This is a genomic window from Bartonella alsatica, from assembly GCF_013388295.1.
Classification (GTDB): Bacteria; Pseudomonadota; Alphaproteobacteria; order Rhizobiales; family Rhizobiaceae; genus Bartonella; species Bartonella alsatica.
The window spans coordinates 183218-204409 of sequence record NZ_CP058235.1; the positions used below are offsets into that span (position 1 = coordinate 183218).

Sequence of the window (21192 nt, forward strand, 5' to 3'; positions counted from 1 at the left end):
TTTATTGATTAATTTCAGAGTGCAAATTCATACTATTAAATTTTTCTTCTCTATACATTTGAAATGATTTTACTTCTTAATCCGTGTCGAATTGTTTTCCTCTGAGGGATTTTGTTCATGAAATAAAGGTAATCTCTGGCTTTTATAGGTATAAGGTACAGCAGATGTTGGATTTAAATTTTTTTTCGTACTTGTTATCGTTTGGCTTGATTCTGTCGTATTATAGTGAGATATACGTTCAGGAGATTTTTCAAAAAAAGATCCTAAAAAGCCGAAAATGAACCAGATAATAAAAAGCGCAAGAAAAATGGCAAGGATACCTTTACCAATCGAATTACGCTGTTCACGTTCTTTCTTTTCTGCAGCCATACGTTCTTCGTATGTGGAGTAATTTCTATCAATCATAGTAAATTCCTTTTCTCAACTCCCCTATCTTTAAGTAGTAATAGGATATGCATATACAAATTTATTCAAATACTTATTTGAGAAACAATAAATATGTAGAAAGGTTCCTGATTATTTGATAAAATCTAGAAGGAGGAGCATGAAAAAACCAATAAAATATCCTTAATAGTCTTTTCTTTCAATTCTACAATAAGCCATTGACACAAATAATTTGCTAATAATAAAGTCCTAAGGAAAGCACTTCATTATTTTTTATAATAAAAAACACCTAGAAATAAAGCGTATCCCAAAAGGTTTTACTTATGAAAACTCCTACATCATCGATTCCGTTTAAAATAGAAAAACACCCATCACCTCTTTCAGACAAGAATCGTGAAGCAATTCTTAAAAGTCCTGGTTTTGGGCAATTTTTTACAGATCACATGTGTACCATCCAGTGGACTGAAGCCAAAGGTTGGCATAATGCTGTTATCTCTCAATACAAACCTTTACAGATTAATCCAGCAAGTACTGTTTTGCATTATGGGCAAGAAATTTTTGAAGGTTTAAAAGCCTATCGCGCAAAAGATGGACGTATTTTGTTATTCCGCCCTGATGCCAATGCGCAACGTTTTATAGAGTCAGCAAAACGTTTAGCTATGCCAGAATTGCCCAAAGATATCTTTTTAGATGCAATTAGTAAATTAGTAAAAATTGATCAAAAATGGGTTTCTGATCTTCCAAATGCTAGTCTTTACATACGCCCATTCATGTTTGGCAATGAAAACTTTTTAAAAGTTCGCCCTTCTCAAGAATATCTTTTTTGTATCATAGCATCTCCAGTAGAATCATATTTTAAAGGGTCAGAAAAGTCTGTTAGTGTATGGATCGAAACAGCTTACAGTCGAGCCGGTCCAGGTGGCACAGGTGCTGCCAAATGTGGTGGAAACTATGCAGCGGGCTTACTTGCACAAAACAGTGCGACACAAAATGATTGTAGCCAAGTGCTTTTCCTTGATATGGTCGAACATAAGTGGATCGAAGAACTTGGCGGCATGAATGTTTGCTTTATTATGGCAAATAATACACTTGTAACACCTGCACTTAATGGCACTATCCTTCCAGGAATAACACGTCATTCAATTTTACAGTTGGCTCAACAAATGGGGTTAACAATAGAAGAGCGTCCTTATTCTTTTGAATCACTCAAAGAGGATGCCCGAAGTGGTCATCTTAAAGAAGTCTTTGCTTGTGGCACAGCAGCTGTTATCACATCAATCGGCCGTTTCAAATACAAAGGTGGTGAGCTCGTTATTGGAGATGAAATGATTGGTGAAACCACGAAACAACTTCGCACACAACTGATTGATCTTCAAAAAGGCAATAGAGAAGATAAAAACGGCTGGATACATTCTGTCCAGCTTTCATAACAATAAAAGATATCTCCGAATACATCAGTAAATGCTTCTATAAACGTATCTATTAAAGCTTTTATGAAAATTCGCTCTCTAAAAACAATGTTTTTTACTTTTTAATAACTACAGCGAAAGAGAGAACATTAATTAAATTTTGAATGGTCTTTATGTTGTGCTTTAATATTACGGATTGTCCCGGTACGTGAACGCATCACAAGAGTTTCCGTTTGAATATAACGAGGCGTGAATTTAACACCGGAAAGCATATTGCCATCCGTTACACCTGTTGCAGAAAACAATACATCACCTTTTGCCATTTCTTCCATTGCATAAACTTTATTGGGGTTATCAATTCCCATTCTGGCCGCACGCGCAATTTTTTCATCTGTATCAAGCTGCAAACGTCCTTGCATCTGCCCACCAATACAGCGCAAGGCTGCAGCCGCTAACACACCCTCTGGTGCTCCACCAATCCCTATATAGATATCAATACCGGTTTCATCTGGATCAGTTGTATCAATAACAGCGGCAACATCTCCATCTCCAATTAAACGAATTGACGCTCCCGTTGCTCGCACTTCATCAATCAGTTTTGTATGACGAGGCCGATCCATAATACAAACAGTAATCTGGTTAACATCCACTCCTTTAGCTTTCGCAAGAGCGTGAATATTATCGGCAGGATCAGCATCTATATCAACAATCCCCTTGGGATATCCAGGACCAATAGCAATTTTTTTCATATAAACATCAGGAGCATAAAGTAAATTACCCTTTTCTGCAATTGCAACCACAGCTAAAGAGTTAGCAAGATTTCTAGCACAAATCGTAGTTCCTTCAAGTGGATCAAGTGCGATATCAATTGCCAATCCAGTTTGAAGGCCTACTTTCTCTCCAATATAAAGCATAGGAGCTTCATCGCGTTCACCCTCTCCAATTACTACTGTTCCATCAACAGGTAACCGATTCAGTTCTTGACGCATTGCATCTACAGCAGCTTGATCAGCAGCCTTTTCATCACCACGCCCGCGCCAACGTGCAGCTGCAACAGCAGCACGTTCAGTTACACGCACCAATTCAAGCGTTAAAATACGATCAAGTCCATTTAAAGTATTCCGAATTGTGGACATATGAAAAATCCTATTAAAAGAGCAATAGCAAAAAATATTAGCATTTATTGCTAAATATAAAGAAGAAAGCTTTTGGAAAATATGAGAATTTTCCACAGAGAAAAAGCTTTCGAGCTTTTTTGCTATTAAAACAAATTATTAATTCTATGCCATAGGTTCGATACGAATGAATTGGGATTTTGTAATAAGATGACCATCTTTTTCAATTGCTGAAAGCGCTTGTCGTACATTCACTTCCGTTGTTTCATGGGTTATTAAAATAATTGTTTTCACAATCTGGCTTTCTCCAAAAGGCCTTTGAACAATCGACTCTAATGAAATGTAATTATCAGCCATATGCCTTGCAACCGCTGCAAAAACACCAGCGCGATCATGAACATTCAAACGAATAAAATAACCACCTGCATGATGAGAAATACGTGCTTTTTTGTGAGGAGAAAGCCTCAATGCCGGACTTCCTAAAACAGGAGCATACTGAAAACCAGGACGTGCTTTTGCTATATCAGCCAAATCACCAATCACCGCTGATGCTGTTGCCTCTCCCCCAGCACCAGGGCCAGAAAACAATAATTCACCCAATAAATCACTTTGAATAGAAAGAGCATTCGTCACACCGTGAATCTGAGCAATCATTGATGATGTTGGTACCATTGTTGGATGAACACGTTGTTCGATTCCAGTATCGGTTTTTAATGCAACCCCTAAAAGCTTAATCCGATAACCCAATTCATCAGCTGCACGGATATCAATCTGCGAAATATTGCTAATTCCTTCAACATAAACATCGTCTAATGAAACCGCTGTTCCAAACGCCAAACTTGTTAACAAAGCCAATTTATGAGCAGTATCATTTCCGCCAATATCGAAAGTGGGATCAGCTTCAGCATAACCAAGTCTCTGCGCATCTGCCAAACAATCTTTAAATGAAAGACCTTCAGTAAACATACGTGTTAATATATAATTGCATGTTCCATTGAGAATACCATAAACTCGCGATATATGATTACCTAAAAGTGATTCTCTCATCGCTTTAATGACAGGAATTCCTCCTGCAATGGCAGCTTCAAAATGAAGAAAGACGCCTTTCTTTTCTGCACTTATAGCAAGTGCCACCCCATGCCGCGCGAGAAGTGCTTTATTGGCAGTAACAACATGATGACCTACCTCAAGTGCTTTTTTAACAGCTGCATACACGACATCTAATTCACCACCAATTAACTCAACAAAAACATCAATTTCATCAGAAGCAGCCATTTCAACAGGTGAATCAAACCATTTTACATTACTCAAATCAATTCCACGATTACGACCTTTATCACGCGCACTAACAGCAACAATTCTGATTGAACGTCCACATTGGCAAGCCAAACTATTGGCTTTTTCACGTAGAATCCGAATAACTGAAGTACCAACCGTACCGAGACCCGCAACGCCAACTTTTAAAGCTTCTGCCATTATCTAACTACTATCCTTAAATCTTTCTCTGAAAAATATTCCAATGATGTGCGAATCAATGCAATGATGCCTATAACCAATAAAATCTAAAGCCCTTTTGTTCTATCTAAGCCAATTTTCCCTTGGTCCAATAATACCGCTCGTTCAATCCAAATCCCTAAAAAAAATAAATAAATATTTACTCTTTCAAAGATTAGAAACCTCTATAAAAATGGCTGATTCAGATATTGAAAATTGCAGGGAGTATATGAAAAATTTTCAATTACAAAAACCACTTCTCTTTACTCTATAAACATAACATAGAAGAAAAAATTTCAAAGAACAACTGACTAAAAAATTGATAAAGTATAGGTAAAAATAACTCATCCAATTCAACAACTATTGAATAAACAACATTCTTTCATATGATGAATTAAGAGAATAGATATGGTAAAATATAATAGAAGATAATACCACATATTTTGCTACCGTTGCATAGCTTGAACTATCAAAATATTTGTTCCTTAATCCAAACGTCCTTAATACCCGTATAAATTTAAATGAATCCTTACATAAAAATAAAAACCATTAAGGCTAACTCATATATAATGGAATTCTGAAATATTAATGAATTACAGCTACCTACACCTAAATTAACTCTTCTCATACTATAGTAACTTTCAGATAAAAATTGTTTGAGTATATGAAAAAGTCAGTGGTAAACTTTAATTTTCTTCCTAAAATCTCTTAATTCAGCCATATAGAGATAAACATAGAGAAAAGTAGTTATTTATTTAGGCTCTTCAAAAAGACATAGTTTAAAATTATTCAATAAAATACGTTTTTTTCAAAAAAATTATGTAGAGGACTTGCGAAGTGGAAAGATCCTCTCTATAAGCCTCATCATTGGTTCGCGCCCATCGTCTAGCGGTTAGGACGCCGCCCTTTCACGGCGGAAACAGGGGTTCGATTCCCCTTGGGCGTACCATAGTCTCTTTTCTATTATAGATAATAATTTGATTTAATTCTTTTTTTTAATGTATTAAATATAAACAAAGAGATAATAGCAGTTACGAAAGAAGATTTTCAAAACTTTCTCGGCACTCAGAAAGTTAATCAATTTTCTCTGCATACAGAAAGTTATCAAAGTTGTTGTATGATTGGTTTTTCTTTCCAAGAAGAATGTTTTATCATATGCATTGGTAATAAAATGCGGATTGGTTTAAATAGTACCTTTTTATAGTGTTATTCCGTTATGAATTAGAATTAAGTCATGTTAATGCGTATATTATTCGTTTTTTAGTCAAACATAACTTTATCCTTTATGAGTTTTTTGAGCCCAAAAAAACTTTAAGAATTTTAAAAGCTTTCCAGAAGGTTAACCCAAAACTTAGCCTAATAGAAAGGCTTCTTGATTACAATTTCTTGTTTATCATATACGTTTTTAGCTAAACAACCAGTCTACATTCTTAAAACTGGAATAGTAACATAAAGCCTTATGGCCTTGTTAATTAATTTACGCATTAATTACAAGATCTCAAAAAAACGCACCTAATAATCTAATATGAATAATATAAATTCATCAAATATTAAATAAAACATCTTACACAAAGATAAATACCTGCTATACTCTCGACAAACTTGTTGTTCCTTCTCTTGCATAGGCTTTTCATCAACTGTACAATAGTTATACATAAGCGAACATATTATTTTTGAGTCAATTTCTTAACAAAATAAGATCCTATTAGCGTTTTCTGTTGGTATCATATTTGAATATCCATATCATTCTTATTTTTACTTTTCATCACACACCTGAAAGTGCTATAAAATAATATTACTAAAATAAAAAAGGACTTCTAATGGTAAAGATAAAAGTGGTAAACCCCGTTGTTGAAATCGATGGGGACGAAATGACCCGTATCATCTGGAAATATATCAAAGACAAACTTATACATCCTTATCTTGACATTGATCTCAAATATTATGATCTTTCTATCGAAAATCGAGATGCAACCGATGATCAAGTAACAATCGATTCTGCCAATGCTATCAGAAAATATGGAGTTGGCATAAAGTGTGCGACCATCACACCTGATGAATCACGTGTCAAGGAATTCAGCTTAAAAAAAATGTGGAAATCACCCAATGGGACAATCCGCAATATTTTAGGGGGAGTTATTTTTCGCGAACCTATTATCTGCAAAAATGTTCCACGCCTCGTTCCTAACTGGACAAAACCAATTATTATCGGACGTCATGCTTTTGGTGACCAGTACAAAGCAACTGATTTTAAATTTCCTGGCAAGGGAAAGTTAAGTATTAAATTTGTCGGTGTTGACAATCAAGTTATCGAACATGATATTTTTGACGCCCCAAGCGCAGGAGTTGCCATGGCTATGTATAATCTTGATGAATCAATTCGTGACTTTGCCCGAGCATCTTTTAATTATGGACTACAGCGAAATGTTCCAGTTTATCTTTCAACAAAAAACACTATATTGAAAACTTACGATGGTCGTTTTAAAGATATCTTTCAAGAAGTATTTGACGCAGAATTTAAAGCTGAATTTGAGAATCGCAAATTATATTACGAACATCGTCTAATTGACGACATGGTTGCTTCCACACTTAAATGGTCAGGTGGCTACGTGTGGGCATGTAAAAATTATGATGGTGATGTTCAATCAGATATCGTTGCTCAAGGCTTTGGTTCTCTTGGCCTCATGACTTCAGTTCTCATGACCCCAGACGGTAAAATTGTTGAAGCAGAAGCAGCCCATGGCACAGTAACACGTCATTATCGTCAGCATCAAAAAAATGAAGAAACATCAACAAATTCTATTGCTTCTATTTTCGCATGGACACGTGGTCTAGCGCACCGTGCCAAACTAGATAACAATGAAAAATTAAAAAACTTTGCCACAATATTGGAAAAAGTTTGCATTAAAACTGTTGAAGAAGGTTTTATGACAAAGGATCTTGCACTTCTAATTGGTCCTAAACAAAAATGGCTTTCTACAACAGGATTTCTCGATAAAATTGATGAAAATCTCAAAAAAACAATAGTTAGTTAAGCCGTTATTTAAATTTCAAAGCTCTAGAAAAGAAGGGCTTTGAATCTTCTCTTGGCAAATTCAGATAACTGTCTTATAAATACAATAAAGTCATTTTTTACTAAATAGAAAAAACAGTGAAACAACAAAGCTGGTCTACGCTTTTATTGGGTAAAAACGGTATTTATTCTTTAACGTTTACAGGCGGTGTTGCATTACATGCCATCAACGTTTACATCGTTATAACTATTTTGCCTTCTCTTATAAATGAGATTGGTGATAATTTATATTATTCTTGGGTGGCTACTGTTTTTATTATAACCTCACTTCTTGGGACTTCACTTGCAACAAAAATATTAGGGAAAATAGGTCCTCGCAAATCTTACGTTTTTGCTGGACTCATCTTTACCATTGGTACTTTCATATGCAGCATTGCTTCAACTATGCCGTTATTTTTAGTAGGACGCTTTGTTCAAGGATTTGGAAGTGGTGCTTTATTATCCCTATCTTATTCGATGATACGCATTGTTTTCAACCCATCTTTATGGCCTCATGCATTAAGTATTATTTCCCTAATATGGGGAATATCAACCTTTTTAGGACCAACTATCGGCGGTATCTCTATACAATATGGCATATGGAGAGCGTCTTTTTGGATCGTCGGTTTATTAGCAATAATTTTCTCTCTCATAGCCCTTAAAATTTTACCAAAAGAAAATGAAAATTATATTCCCCAATCTCAGCTACCTTTCCCTCAACTCCTCACACTTATTTTATTGATTTTCATTATTTCTGTTGGGGGAACTATGAATACTACAGTTGCACAAATCTGCGGGTTAGTTATCGGATTTAGTCTTCTCTTTGTTTTAGCAAAGATCGAAACATCTACGCATCATCCTATGTTGCCATGTAAAACCTTTTCGCTCTCTTCTGAATTTTTTCCTCTTTACTCACTGATACTCATTATCACAACAGCAGTGTATGGCACGGAGCTTTATTTTCCACTATTTCTTCAAAAGCTTCATGGACACGATCCGCTTATTGCCGGCTATATGGCAGCATTAATAAGCATTGGTTGGACATGTGGCTCTGTATCAAGTGCTTGTGCATCTACAAAAAAAATTCCTAGCCTTATTTTGTATTCCCCCATATTCAGCCTTATAGGCATGAGTATCCTTTTATGGGTTATTCCAACAGAAACTCCTAAACCAGAATATACCTTTATCATTTGCTTAGCTTTATTTGCTATCGGGGTTAGTGCCGGTATAGCATGGCCGCACCTGTTAACCAGAATACTACAATGTGCTAGCAATAGAGATGCTCTGCGTGCCAGTGAGTCTCTTACCTCCGTACAGCTATTTTCAATAGCTTTTAGTGCAACACTAGCAGGAACAATTACTAACCTGGCCGGTCTTTCTAATTCTGAAATAACAGGAATGATTTTCGCAGCAAAAGCTCTCCTTGCGACATTCATTAGTATTTTATTCTGTCTTGGCATTCCATTTGCCTTGCGCGTTTCCTCCAACATACTAAAAACTAACCAACCAATTAAATGACTAAATACTTTTTCTTTTCAAGAAGCATCTATAACTAAGAAAGATGTTGATCATGTTTTTCCACGTACCATGAAAAGCAGAAAATCAATAATCCTCCCAGAGTTAAAATACCCCCCAAAATAGCAGTATATTCATAACTATAGCCCAAATTTAAAATCCACGCTCCAGACTCTGCTCCAAGAGCGTTAGCAATATTAAAAGCAGATTGCATTAAAGCACCTGCTAAAATCTGTCCATGAAGAGCAACATCCATAATTTTGGTTTGTATAGAAGGCATAGCTGCAAAAGAAGTACCAACAAGAAAGCATCCTAACGCTGCTGTTAATGGAGTATAAGATAAAAAGAAAAAAAGAAAAAAAACAAATGCGCTCCAAAGCATAGCAAAAAATATCAGTGGCGAAGTACCAACTTTAACTGCTAATTCAGGACCCAAAAGATTGCCTACAACCATTCCCAATCCAACCAACGGCATAATAAACGGTACCCAATCAATCGAAACATTGGAAATATGCATTAATGTTGACTTAATATAAGTAAAAACAGAAAATAACCCTGACGCACCAACCGAAACCATTGCTAAGAGAAACCAAACCTGCTTTTGCTTTAATACATCCAATTCAGATAGAAGACTTGTGTTTGAAATATTCAAACCAGAAGGCAAAAACTTCCAAATAAGAAAACAACATAATAAAGCAATAGAACCTACAAGCATAAAAGCAACCTGCCAACAAATAATCTGGCCAAGCCAAGTTGCACTTGGCGCTCCCAAAATTGTAGCAATTGTCAAGCCAAGCATAACATACCCAACAGCTTTTGAACGCTCATTCATTTCTGCCATTGAAGACGCTACCAGAGTCGCAAGTCCGAAATAGATCCCATGCGGAAGACCACTGATAAAACGCAATACCACTAACATACTAAAATCAGAAAAAAAAGCGCTAGTAATATTTGCCAATGCATAAAAAAACATCAAACCTATCAAAACAGCCTTGCGTGATAACTTAGCGGTCGCAACAGCTAAAAGAGGTGCGCCAATCACAACACCAAATGCATAAGCAGAAATATATTGGCCAGCTTTAGGAATATCAACATATGAACTGCGCGCCATCTCAGGCTGTAATCCCATCGCAACAAATTCAGCAGTGCCAATAGCAAAACTTCCAATCGCAAGAGCGAAAATTACCAAACACCGTGTTCTAGAATCAATCCCTGAAGAAAAAATGTTTTTTCTATGAAAATTTTTCATTGTCATCATTTCTGTATCGTGACACTTCAATCATAAATATCTGTAATATGTACAAATAAGCTGAGAATCTTCTTACATTTATGCGTAAAATTTTCAACGTATTATTAAAACATCCTTCATACCGAAATAAACAACATTTTTAGTTTTCTTTCATAATGGCATATTAAGTTGCACATTTGTAAACAGAATTTGTTTTTTTTACATGACAACTGCAAAAATAAAATTTCAGTTGCTAAAATGTTGTTACCAAAAAACAAGCCTAGAACTTTAAAATTAGCCGTTTGCATCTTAAGTTTCAATTCAAACCAAATCACCTTCCCTTTCCTAAAAGAAATAGCTTTTTTAAAACTTCGTTTTTTAAGGAAAAAAATACAATTTTTATACTTCTTTAAGAGAGTGCTAACTCCTCATTAACATTGTTCCTCTAAACAATTATCAGAAACAGTAACAAACTGTTCTTCTCCGGATCAGGTAGTGCGTACCGGAGCAACAGTTTCTGTTTACTGTTATAGGTGCAGATAAGGATGTAGCTTAATAAAACTGCACATAGATTTTTAAGTCAGTACAACTTTATCCGGTTAATAAAATATCTCTAACTTCACTTTTAGAAGAAATTTTTGACACAAAATAAATTGGATAATATAAAAAACAGACGCGATGCATTACGGTTAATACCTTAGCGTCCTTGTGTCCATAAAGCACGAGTTTCAGCACAAAAATCAGCATAACATCCTTCTTCGATGGCATCACGAATTTCTTGCATAAGCTGCTGATAATAAAAAAGATTATTCCAAGTTAATAACATTCCACCAAGAGACTCGCCAGATTTAATTAAATGATGCAAATAAGCACAACTATAATCATAGGCTGCAGGACAAAGCGACTGTGGATCAAGAGGATGTCGATCCTCTGCATAACGTGCATTGCGCAAATTAACTCTACCAAAGCGTGTAAAAGCTAAACCATGGCGTCCTGCACGTGTCGGCATAACACAATCAAACATATCAATACCGCGAGCAACACTTTTTAAAATATCATCAGGGGTTCCTACACCCATGAGATAACGTGGCTTATCCTCTGGTAACATAGGACAAGTAGCATCCAATACGGCTATCATAACACTCTGTGGTTCACCAACAGCAAGGCCTCCAATAGCATAGCCTTTCAAATCCATCTCTTTTAATGCTTGGGCAGAACGTTCACGCAGTTTCATATTATCACCACCCTGAACAATACCAAACAATGCTTTGTCTGGCTGTTTACCAAAAGCTGTTTTACAACGCTGCGCCCACCGCAATGATAGTTCCATAGCAGATTCTATTTCTTTTTCACTTGCTGGCAATGCAATACATTGATCCAGTTGCATTTGGATATCAGAATTCAAAAGCCCTTGAATTTCGATAGAACGCTCTGGACTCATTTCATAATACGTTCCATTAATGTAAGAACGAAAAATCACGCCCTGTTCCGTAATTTTACGGATTCCCGCAAGTGACATAACCTGAAATCCACCAGAATCTGTTAAAATAGGTCCAGGCCAGCGTGAAAATTCATGTAAGCCTCCTAAACGTGCAACACGCTCAGCCCCTGGACGCAACATTAAATGATATGTATTGCCCAAAATGATGTCTGCCCCAAGAGCACGAAGCTGATCCATATACATAGCTTTAACAGTTCCGGCCGTCCCAACTGGCATAAATGCCGGAGTACGAATACACCCACGCCCCGTTATAATTTCACCCCGACGAGCATATCCATCTTGAGCAATCTTTCTATAATGAAATGTTTTTATCATTATTCTCGTCTTTTTTCTTCCATAAACTCATATCGCCATAAAAAGAAACGTATATCTTTCTTGATAGCTTCGTCATAAGCTTTACAGATCGATTTTCGATTCGCTAAATACTGTAACCAGCATAAAAAATTAAATAAGACAAATGAAGTTTTGTCATTAAGCAATCACAATAACAAAAATGATAATCTCGTTTTATAAAAATACTGAGAATACCTGACAATATAATATTCCAAGATATCGGCGCTTAACGATCACAGCCTTAAATACTCGCAGAGCTGTTATTGTAATAACAATAATCTTAATTCTACACACTCTTACCACCAATAATAGCTAGCTGACTTAAGATAGAAAAACTTCTGAATACATGTAGCAAAGAAAATAGCTATCACCTCACTACTTCTAAAAGCGTTAAAACTTCACATAAAGAAAAAGCATCCAGATGCCAAAATCTTGTAGAGTTCAAAAGCATAATAACCGACCTCGAGCGTGCTCAAGACAACACTAGACGGAAATATCTTTATTTGACGATCTTACTGCTGAAATCAACACAATTTATACTATCTCGTATCCGCAGCGACTGTGGCTTTAATAATTGCATCTGGATCTACAACAGGTTCACCACGCTTAATTTTATCGACATTTTCCATGCCTTCAAGTACCTGCCCCCATATGGAATATTGACGATCAAGCCAAGGAGCATCCGTAAAGCAGATAAAAAACTGAGAATTAGCCGAATTTGGACTCTGACTGCGTGCCATAGAAACCGTACCACGTTTATGAGAAAGATTTGAAAACTCTGCTGTTAAATTGGGTTTCGCTGAACCACCCATACCTGCACGTGATAAATTAAATTTTTCACCGTCCTTCTTTCCAAATTGCACATCACCAGTTTGAGCCATAAAACCATCAATAACACGATGAAAAACAACATTATCATAAGCACCGTCACGGGTGAGTTCTTTAATACGTGCAACATGACAAGGAGCTAAATCAGCAAAAAGCTCAATAATCACTCTGCCCTTCGTGGTTTCAAGAATTAAGGTGTTCTCCAGATCTTTAATTTTGTCCATACGGACCTACTCCTTTGCTTCACTGATTAGCTGTAAAGTGGCAGCATAAATAATATCAGGATCTATTACAGACCCATTATTACTTGTGGTACCTTTTTTGATTTGATCAACAACATCCATTCCCTTTATAACCTCTCCGATAACAGTATACTGACCATTTAAAAAAGCAGCATCATTAAAACAAATAAAGAACTGAGAATTAGCTGAATGAGGATCTTGTGAACGTGCCATACCAACAGTGCCACGCTTAAATGGTTGCTCTGAAAACTCTGCTGGTATATTGGGATAATTTGAACCACCCGTACCAACACGTTTAAGATCAAAGTCTACACTGCCCTTTTTTCCAAACTTTACATCACCAGTCTGTGCCATAAAGCCTGGAATAACACGGTGAAATACAACGTTGTTGTAGGCACCTTCTTTTGTTAATCTCTTGATTTGTGCAACATGTTTTGGCGCTAAATCAGAACGAAAACGAATAACGACATCACCATTCTTGAGAGATAAAACAAGAACGTTAGAATCACTTGCTACAGCACTCAATGAGAAAAAGCAAAAAATACACGTTAAAATAGCAAAAACTCTAAAATACACAATCATTCTCTCTTAAAGATTGAAATTTCAAGCGTAAAGCTTGTGCAACATTTGGAGGAACAAAGGGTGCTACATTACCTCCCATAGAGGCAATTTGACGTACCAATGTTGAAGTTATCGTACGTCCAGATACACTCGCGGGCAAAAAAACAGTTTGCAATTCAGGAGCCATGATACCATTCATCCCTGCCATTTGCATTTCATAATCAAGATCAGAGCCATCACGCAATCCACGAATAAGAAATGAGGCACCAATTTCACGAGCCTTCTCAATTAAAAGTGTATCAAACGAAACAACCTGCAATTGATCAGGTCCTATTCTTAACAAATCTTTTCCCACTTGTGTAATTAAATCAACACGCTCTTCAAAATTAAAAAGTGTTTTTTTTCCAGCATGTTTACCTATAGCCACGACCACTTTGTCGGCCAAAACTAAACTGCTTCGTAAAACATCAAGATGACCGTTTGTAAGAGGATCAAAGGAACCCGCATAAAGAGCAATTTTCATCATTTTACATAGCTAACTTTAGAATTATTTCTCTTCACTCATATCAACCATTACAGAATGCTTTCTAGCTTCATCATTCAATCGGTTAGCATCATCCTCAGATTCAGAAATACGCTCAACCGATACGACTTTTTCTCCCTCAGCTGTATTGAAAATTGTTACCCCTTTAGTTGAGCGACCTGCTATACGAATACCATCAACAGGAACACGAATAAGCTGCCCCCCATCTGATACCAACATAATTTGGTCTTGCACCTTCACTGGAAAAGCCGCTACTAATTTGCCAATTTCAGACGTCTTAGATGGATCTGTTGCACGAATGCCTTTTCCACCACGTCCCGAAATTCGAAATTCGTATGAGGAAGATCGTTTTCCATAACCAAATTCACTAACTGTTAAAAGCATTTGCTCACAGGCACTAAGTTCTGCATAACGTTCATCTGTTAACTCTGTTTCCGTTCCCTCGTCATCTTCATCAAGAGTTAAGATATCTTCAGCATCTGCACCAGCAGCTCGCCGTTCATGAATCACACGTCTAATATAGGCAGAACGCTCAACAGATGTCGCCACGACATGCTCTAAAATAGTCATCGAAATGACTTTATCACCATTAGCTAAATTGATACCACGTACTCCTACCGAATTACGCCCTGCAAAAACACGAACATCAACGACTGGAAAACGAATACATTGTCCATTAGCTGTTGTTAAAACGACATCATCATGTTCTGTACAAGTTTCTACAGAAAGAATTTCATCTTCTTCATCAAGTTTCATTGCAATTTTGCCATTGCGATTAACTTGAACGAAATCTGATAATTTATTACGACGCACAGTCCCGCGTGTCGTTGCGAACATCACATCTAATGCACTCCAACTCGCTTCATCTTCTGGCAAGGGCATAATGGTCGTTATACGCTCACCTTTCTGCAAGGGAAGCATATTAATCAGAGCGCGCCCACGCGATTGCGGCGTACCAAGTGGCAAACGCCAAACTTTTTCCTTATACACAATTCCGCGAGACGAAAAGAAAAGAACCGGTGTATGCGTATTAGCCACAAATAATCGCGTTACAAAATCCTCATCTTTCGTAGACATACCAGAACGCCCTTTACCACCGCGCCGTTGCGCCCGGTATGTATTGAGAGGTACACGCTTAATATAACCACTATGACTAACTGTTACCACCATATCTTCCGACGCAATGAGATCTTCACTATCCATCTCAGCGCTACCAAAACCAAATACTGTACGTCGAGGAGTTGCAAATTCTTCGCGAAGAGCATTTAGTTCATCCTTAACAATTTGCATGATGCGCGAACGCGATGCCAAAATATGAAGATAATCAGCAATATCCACACCAATTTTATTCAATTCATCAGCAATTTCATCACGCCCAAGCGCCGTCAATCTTTGCAAGCGCAATTCCAAAATAGCACGCGCTTGTTCTTCAGATAAATTATAAGTATTATCCTGATGAATAATATGACGGGGATCATCAATAAGTTTAATCAAAGACGCTACATCAGCCGCTGGCCAGCGCCGTTCCATTAATTGGGCACGCGCACTCTGTGGATCAGGAGCTTTACGAATAAGCGCTATAATCTCATCAATATTGGCAACAGCAAGCGCGAGACCGACTAAAACATGTGCACGCTCTCGTGCTTTACGCAAAAGATATTTTGTTCGCCGACTTACAACCTCTTCACGGAAAGAAACAAATGCACGAAGCATATCAAGCAACGTCATCTGTTCAGGTTTTCCCCCGTTCAACGCCACCATATTACAACCAAAAGAAGTTTGCAACGGCGTATAACGATACAATTGGTTCAAAACAATTTCTGCAACAACATCTTTCTTCAATTCAATAACGACGCGATATCCATCTCGGTCAGATTCATCACGCAAATCAGCAATTCCTTCGATGCGTTTATCGCGCACCAACTCGGCCATTTTTTCAATCATTGTTGCTTTATTAACTTGATAAGGGATTTCACTCACAATAATTGCTTGTCGACCGCTGCGAATTTCCTCAACATCAACTTTAGCACGCATAATAATTGAACCACGCCCTGTTTCATAAGCCGAACGAACACCAGAATGGCCAAGGATAATACCACCAGTAGGAAAATCAGGACCTGGAATAATTTCAATGATTTTATCAAGTGTGATATTGGGATCATCAATCAAAGCAATACAACCATCAACGACTTCACCCAGATTATGGGGAGGAATATTGGTTGCCATTCCTACAGCAATACCACCTGCGCCATTGATCAAAAGATTAGGGAAACGCGCTGGCAACACTACCGGTTCACGCTCACGCCCATCATAATTATCCTGAAAATCAACCGTCTCCTTATCAATATCAGCTAACAGTTCTTCCGAAACTTTTTCTAAACGACATTCTGTATAACGCATCGCTGCAGGGGGATCACCATCAACAGAACCAAAATTTCCTTGACCATCTATCAACGGATTTCTCAAAGAGAAATCCTGTGCCATACGCACCAAAGCATCATAAATTGAAGCATCACCATGGGGATGGAACTTCCCCATAACTTCACCCACTACCCCTGCAGATTTACGATAAGACTTATTATAAGAAAGCCCCATTTCATTCATTGCATGAAGAATACGCCGATGAACAGGTTTAAGACCATCACGTACATCCGGAAGTGCACGTGAAACAATCACACTCATCGCATAATCGAGATAAGAGCGTTGCATTTCATCAACAATATTAATTGGTTCAATACCGGTCAGCACATCACGTTCTGGGGGAGGAGTAAAATCGGTCACGGCTTCAAGACTTTCAAAAAAGAATCACTTTACTTTGTTTATATCGAAAAACGCAAAAAAATACCAATTTCTCTCACACGAGAAAAAAGAAATTTAACAATAATTTTCAACATGTTACTTAATTTATATTTAAAATCATAGATAAAATGAACCTGCTTAACCTTGCTAAATTTTAAAAACCTAAAATAAACAATTCTAAAAAGGATAATAATATCGCACCTTAGACTATTAAATTAGACTATTAAAAAGGTACGTCATCATCTAATTTGTTTGAAAAACTTTCTTCCAATTGACTACTGTTTTGACCAAAAGCATTTCTTTGATTTGAGCTATTATCACTAAAATCACCACTAGCATAATTGCTGCCCACTTGATTTTCTCCGTGCATTTGCACCCCTCCAGGAGCCCCACGCCCTTCAAGCATTTGTAATTCACCACGGTATTTTTGCAGAACAATCTCTGTTGTATAACGGTCATTACCATTTTGATCTTGCCATTTCCGTGTTTGTAACTGACCTTCAATGTAAATTTTGCTACCTTTTTTTAAATATTGCTCTGCAACTTTAACTAGGTTTTCGTTAAAAATAACGATATTATGCCACTCTGTCCGCTCTTTTCGCTCATTTGTATTACGATCACGCCAACTTTCTGAAGTAGCAATACGTAAATTTGCTACTTGATCACCAGAATTCAAACGGCGGATTTCAGGATCCGCACCAAGATTACCAATCAAAATAACTTTATTAAGGCTACCAGCCATTGCATAAACTCCAAAATTTTAATTCACAAATAATCCTTGTTGTATAGTCGTCATTACCATCTTGATCTTGTCACTTAGTATATCTGCAATTGACCTTCAATTGTGGATTTTGTTACCCTTTTTAAAATGTCATACTGCGTAATTGTAACAAAATATGCTAACAACGTATAGCTCATTCCTTTATTAGAAAATAAAAAGCTGTTCTCTACGTTTTTCTTTCCACAAAACTCCTGTTCTTTATCCTTGTTAAAACAGTTAAACACGTTGTAATTCTAAAAAATAGTTTTATTCTATTTTAGACGCTCAATTTTTGTCACATATGCCAAGGATAAAATATGGCTCATCAAAAATACATCTCTATCCGCGGGGCTCGTGAGCATAACCTTAAAAATATTGATCTCGATCTCCCTCGTGACAAACTGATCGTTATCACAGGACTTTCTGGATCAGGTAAATCATCTTTAGCCTTTGATACACTTTACGCTGAAGGACAACGCCGTTATGTTGAAAGTCTTTCTGCTTACGCACGCCAATTTCTCGAAGTAATGCAAAAACCAGATGTTGATCGAATAGATGGTCTTTCTCCGGCCATTTCTATTGAACAAAAAACAACCAGCCGCAACCCTCGTTCAACGGTAGGAACCATCACTGAAATCCACGACTATATGCGGCTTCTCTTTGCACGTATCGGTGTTCCTCATTCGCCTACCACAGGAATTCCTATTGAGAGCCAGACAGTAAGCCAAATGGTTGATCAAATTATGGCCTTACCAGAAGGGACACGGATTTTTATTATGGCCCCCTTAGTACGAGGACGAAAAGGAGAATATAAAAAAGAGCTAACCGAGCTTTTAAAAAAAGGATTTCAACGCGCTAAAGTTGATGGAAAATTCTATGAAATTCCTGACATTCCTCCCCTTGATAAAAAGTACAAACATGACATAGATATCGTAGTAGACCGCATTGTAGTAAACGATGGCATTACTTCTCGCTTAGCCGATAGTATAGAAACCTGTTTACAACTAGCAAATGGGCTTGCAGTTGCTGAAATGGCAGATCAACCTTTGACACCGAAAGAAACCACAAAGGAGTCCGCTTATAAATCAAAAAATGAAACGCATAAACGATTTCTTTTTTCAGAAAGATTTGCTTGCCCCATATCTGGATTTTCTATTCCTGAAATTGAACCACGCCTCTTTTCATTCAATAATCCTTTTGGCGCTTGTTCTCTTTGCGATGGACTTGGCATCAAAAAGACAATAGACCCGATAAAAATTGTACCAAATAAAAATCTTACCTTAAAGAATGGAGCAATTGCACCTTGGTCTAAATCATCTTCACTATACTACAGTCACACCTTAGAAGCATTGGGTAAAGTTTATGGTTTTAAACTTACGGACAAATGGTGTGTACTCTCAAATGAAGCACAACATGCTATTCTTTATGGTACAAAAGAGAAAGAAATCTCTTGTACTTACAGAAATGATTCAAGTTCGCATAAAACAACTCAATATTTTGAAGGGATCATCCCTAATATGGAGCGACGATGGAAAGAAACGGATTCCACTTGGTCACGTGAAGAAATCGAGCGTTATATGTCTGCTTCTATCTGCCCAGCTTGTCATGGTTACCGTTTAAAACCAGAGGCATTAGCTGTCAAAATCCATGGAATGCATATTGGGCAAATATCAGAGCTTTCTATCCTAAAGGCAGATGACTGGTTCGCCAATATTCACCGACATCTCACTGAAAAACAACATAATATTGCAATACGTATTTTAAAAGAAATTCGTGAACGCTTAGCTTTCTTAAATTATGTGGGGCTTGAATATCTCACCCTATCTCGAAGTTCAAGCACCCTTTCAGGAGGAGAAAGTCAACGCATTCGGTTAGCTTCCCAAATAGGATCTGGTCTTACAGGTGTCCTCTATATTTTAGATGAACCCTCTATCGGATTACATCAACGCGATAATGAACGCCTTCTAAAAATGCTGCACCATCTGCGTGATCTTGGCAACACAGTTATTGTTGTTGAACATGATGAAGATGCCATTCTTGCTGCTGACCATGTAGTTGACATGGGACCTGCAGCAGGGATTCATGGTGGAGAAATCACAGCACAAGGTACTCCACAAGAAATTATAAAAAATCCCTCCTCTCTCACAGGCCAATACCTTTCAGGGAAAATGACTGTTAAAGTCCCTACTCAACGACGCAAAATATCAAAATCGAAAACACTTAAAATTATTGGGGCTCGTGGAAATAACCTTAAAAATATCAGTACTAAGATCCCCCTTGGAACTTTCACGTGTGTAACTGGCGTTTCAGGTGGAGGAAAATCAACATTTCTCATTGAAACTCTTTTCAAAGCTGCATCATATCACATCATGGGCAGTCATTACAGTCCTGCAATCTATGACAAAATTGAAGGATTAGAATTTCTCGATAAGGTTATTGATATCAACCAAGCACCTATTGGACGCACCCCACGCTCTAATCCCGCAACCTATACGGGTGTATTTACCCCAATCCGTGAGTGGTTTGCTGAACTTCCAGAATCAAAAGCTCGCGGTTATCAAGCAGGACGTTTTTCATTTAATATTAAGGGAGGACGCTGTGAAGCGTGTCAAGGTGATGGGGTTATCAAAATTGAAATGCATTTTTTACCCGATGTTTATGTCACTTGCGATGTCTGCCAAGGAAAACGCTATAATCGAGAAACATTGGAAGTAAAATTTAAAGGGCAATCCATCGCTGATATTTTGGATATGACAATCGCAAAGGCAGAGGAGTTTTTTCAAACCGTTCCCACCATTCACAACAAAATGCAGACCCTCATTAAAGTCGGTCTTGGCTATATCAAAGTAGGACAACAAGCCACAACGCTTTCTGGTGGTGAAGCCCAACGTGTAAAACTCGCTAAAGAACTTTCACGCAAAACAACGGGACGTACACTCTACATTTTGGACGAACCAACAACAGGCTTACATTTTCATGATATTTCTAAACTCCTTGAAGTGCTGCATGAACTCGTCGAGCAAGGAAACACAGTCTTAGTTATTGAACATAATCTTGAAGTTATAAAGACAGCTGACTGGATTATTGATTTAGGACCAGAAGGTGGAGATCGTGGCGGTGAAATTGTTGCAGTTGGACGTCCTGAAGATATTATTCATGTTCCTGCTTCCTATACAGGAAAATTTTTGAAAGAAATTCTATTACGCCGACCTTTATATAATTCCAATTTTTAAAGCGATTCCTATCATAAAACACAGTATAATAATAATTAAGAAAAAGAAAACCAAACATCTCGTAGTTGTATCATTTTTATTCTTTACAAGCCCTGTAGATTTTTTCTCAAAAGAGCAACAGCACTCCATTTATGCAATAAGAAAAATTTTCTCCAAAGAATATTCCAGTAACATAATTTTTGACTTTTTGTGTA

Annotated in this window: 14 protein-coding genes and 1 tRNA gene; 5 read left to right on the top strand and 10 right to left on the bottom strand. The window is 37.3% G+C overall.

Annotation, left to right across the window (positions count from 1 at the left end; translation table 11 throughout):
• Positions 1–69: 69 nt before the first annotated feature.
• A complete protein-coding gene (locus HWV54_RS00780) occupies positions 70–405 on the bottom strand; it encodes a hypothetical protein (protein WP_005865155.1) in 336 nt (111 codons plus the stop codon).
• 302 nt (positions 406–707) lie between these two features.
• Here HWV54_RS00780 and HWV54_RS00785 point away from each other — a divergent pair, with 302 nt between their 5' ends.
• A complete protein-coding gene (locus HWV54_RS00785; protein ID WP_005865153.1) occupies positions 708–1814 on the top strand; it encodes a branched-chain amino acid aminotransferase in 1107 nt (368 codons plus the stop codon).
• A gap of 128 nt (positions 1815–1942) precedes the next feature.
• On the opposite strand, the gene glpX is transcribed toward HWV54_RS00785, so the two are convergent.
• Positions 1943–2929, bottom strand: coding sequence for a class II fructose-bisphosphatase (gene glpX, locus HWV54_RS00790; protein ID WP_005865151.1), 987 nt, complete (start codon positions 2927–2929; stop codon positions 1943–1945).
• Positions 2930–3073: 144 nt separating this feature from the next.
• A complete protein-coding gene (locus HWV54_RS00795; protein ID WP_005865149.1) occupies positions 3074–4384 on the bottom strand; it encodes a homoserine dehydrogenase in 1311 nt (436 codons plus the stop codon).
• Between the two features lie 892 nt (positions 4385–5276).
• On the opposite strand from HWV54_RS00795, the gene HWV54_RS00800 reads away from it, so the two are divergent.
• From HWV54_RS00800 to HWV54_RS00810, 3 genes are all read left to right on the top strand, one after another.
• A tRNA-Glu gene (locus HWV54_RS00800) sits at positions 5277–5351 on the top strand.
• Between the two features lie 871 nt (positions 5352–6222).
• Positions 6223–7437 (top strand): NADP-dependent isocitrate dehydrogenase, encoded by a 1215-nt coding sequence (locus tag HWV54_RS00805; RefSeq protein ID WP_005865147.1) that lies wholly within the window; start codon positions 6223–6225, stop codon positions 7435–7437.
• A 116-nt stretch (positions 7438–7553) separates the two neighbouring features.
• Positions 7554–8972, top strand: a complete 1419-nt coding sequence (locus tag HWV54_RS00810; RefSeq protein ID WP_005865145.1) for an MFS transporter — start codon at positions 7554–7556, stop codon at positions 8970–8972.
• 34 nt (positions 8973–9006) lie between these two features.
• Here HWV54_RS00810 and HWV54_RS00815 read toward each other — a convergent pair whose 3' ends face one another.
• From HWV54_RS00815 to ssb, 7 genes are all read right to left on the bottom strand, one after another.
• On the bottom strand, positions 9007–10227 hold the full coding sequence (locus HWV54_RS00815) for an MFS transporter (RefSeq protein ID WP_005865143.1): 1221 nt from the start codon (positions 10225–10227) through the stop codon (positions 9007–9009).
• A 667-nt stretch (positions 10228–10894) separates the two neighbouring features.
• Entirely contained in the window at positions 10895–12013 is a 1119-nt protein-coding gene (gene tgt, locus HWV54_RS00820; RefSeq protein ID WP_005865141.1) for a tRNA guanosine(34) transglycosylase Tgt, read from the bottom strand.
• Positions 12014–12570: 557 nt separating this feature from the next.
• Entirely contained in the window at positions 12571–13083 is a 513-nt protein-coding gene (locus HWV54_RS00825) for a peptidylprolyl isomerase (protein WP_005865139.1), read from the bottom strand.
• Positions 13084–13089: 6 nt separating this feature from the next.
• Positions 13090–13683, bottom strand: coding sequence for a peptidylprolyl isomerase (locus HWV54_RS00830; RefSeq protein WP_040296374.1), 594 nt, complete (start codon positions 13681–13683; stop codon positions 13090–13092).
• On the bottom strand, positions 13667–14185 hold the full coding sequence (gene coaD, locus HWV54_RS00835) for a pantetheine-phosphate adenylyltransferase (RefSeq protein ID WP_040296373.1): 519 nt from the start codon (positions 14183–14185) through the stop codon (positions 13667–13669). The genes HWV54_RS00830 and coaD overlap by 17 nt, the downstream gene beginning before the upstream one ends.
• A 24-nt stretch (positions 14186–14209) precedes the next feature.
• The gene (gene gyrA / locus HWV54_RS00840) at positions 14210–16987 is read right to left on the bottom strand and encodes a DNA gyrase subunit A (RefSeq protein ID WP_005865132.1); all 2778 of its coding nucleotides are present in this window, start codon (positions 16985–16987) and stop codon (positions 14210–14212) included.
• 241 nt (positions 16988–17228) lie between these two features.
• Positions 17229–17747: a single-stranded DNA-binding protein gene (gene ssb / locus HWV54_RS00845; protein WP_005865130.1), complete on the bottom strand. Its 519-nt coding sequence runs from the start codon at positions 17745–17747 to the stop codon at positions 17229–17231.
• 335 nt (positions 17748–18082) lie between these two features.
• On the opposite strand from ssb, the gene uvrA reads away from it, so the two are divergent.
• Positions 18083–20998 (top strand): excinuclease ABC subunit UvrA, encoded by a 2916-nt coding sequence (uvrA, locus tag HWV54_RS00850; protein WP_005865128.1) that lies wholly within the window; start codon positions 18083–18085, stop codon positions 20996–20998.
• Positions 20999–21192: the final 194 nt, after the last annotated feature.

What these genes read in the sequence shown, in the direction of transcription:
- HWV54_RS00780 (WP_005865155.1), bottom strand. Translation starts at nt 405, where the DNA reads ATGATTGATAGAAATTACTCCACATACGAAGAACGTATGGCTGCAGAA.
- HWV54_RS00785 (WP_005865153.1), top strand. Translation starts at nt 708, where the DNA reads ATGAAAACTCCTACATCATCGATTCCGTTTAAAATAGAAAAACACCCA.
- glpX (WP_005865151.1), bottom strand. Translation starts at nt 2,929, where the DNA reads ATGTCCACAATTCGGAATACTTTAAATGGACTTGATCGTATTTTAACG.
- HWV54_RS00795 (WP_005865149.1), bottom strand. Translation starts at nt 4,384, where the DNA reads ATGGCAGAAGCTTTAAAAGTTGGCGTTGCGGGTCTCGGTACGGTTGGT.
- HWV54_RS00805 (WP_005865147.1), top strand. Translation starts at nt 6,223, where the DNA reads ATGGTAAAGATAAAAGTGGTAAACCCCGTTGTTGAAATCGATGGGGAC.
- HWV54_RS00815 (WP_005865143.1), bottom strand. Translation starts at nt 10,227, where the DNA reads ATGATGACAATGAAAAATTTTCATAGAAAAAACATTTTTTCTTCAGGG.
- tgt (WP_005865141.1), bottom strand. Translation starts at nt 12,013, where the DNA reads ATGATAAAAACATTTCATTATAGAAAGATTGCTCAAGATGGATATGCT.
- HWV54_RS00825 (WP_005865139.1), bottom strand. Translation starts at nt 13,083, where the DNA reads ATGGACAAAATTAAAGATCTGGAGAACACCTTAATTCTTGAAACCACG.
- HWV54_RS00830 (WP_040296374.1), bottom strand. Translation starts at nt 13,683, where the DNA reads ATGATTGTGTATTTTAGAGTTTTTGCTATTTTAACGTGTATTTTTTGC.
- coaD (WP_040296373.1), bottom strand. Translation starts at nt 14,185, where the DNA reads ATGAAAATTGCTCTTTATGCGGGTTCCTTTGATCCTCTTACAAACGGT.
- ssb (WP_005865130.1), bottom strand. Translation starts at nt 17,747, where the DNA reads ATGGCTGGTAGCCTTAATAAAGTTATTTTGATTGGTAATCTTGGTGCG.
- uvrA (WP_005865128.1), top strand. Translation starts at nt 18,083, where the DNA reads ATGGCTCATCAAAAATACATCTCTATCCGCGGGGCTCGTGAGCATAAC.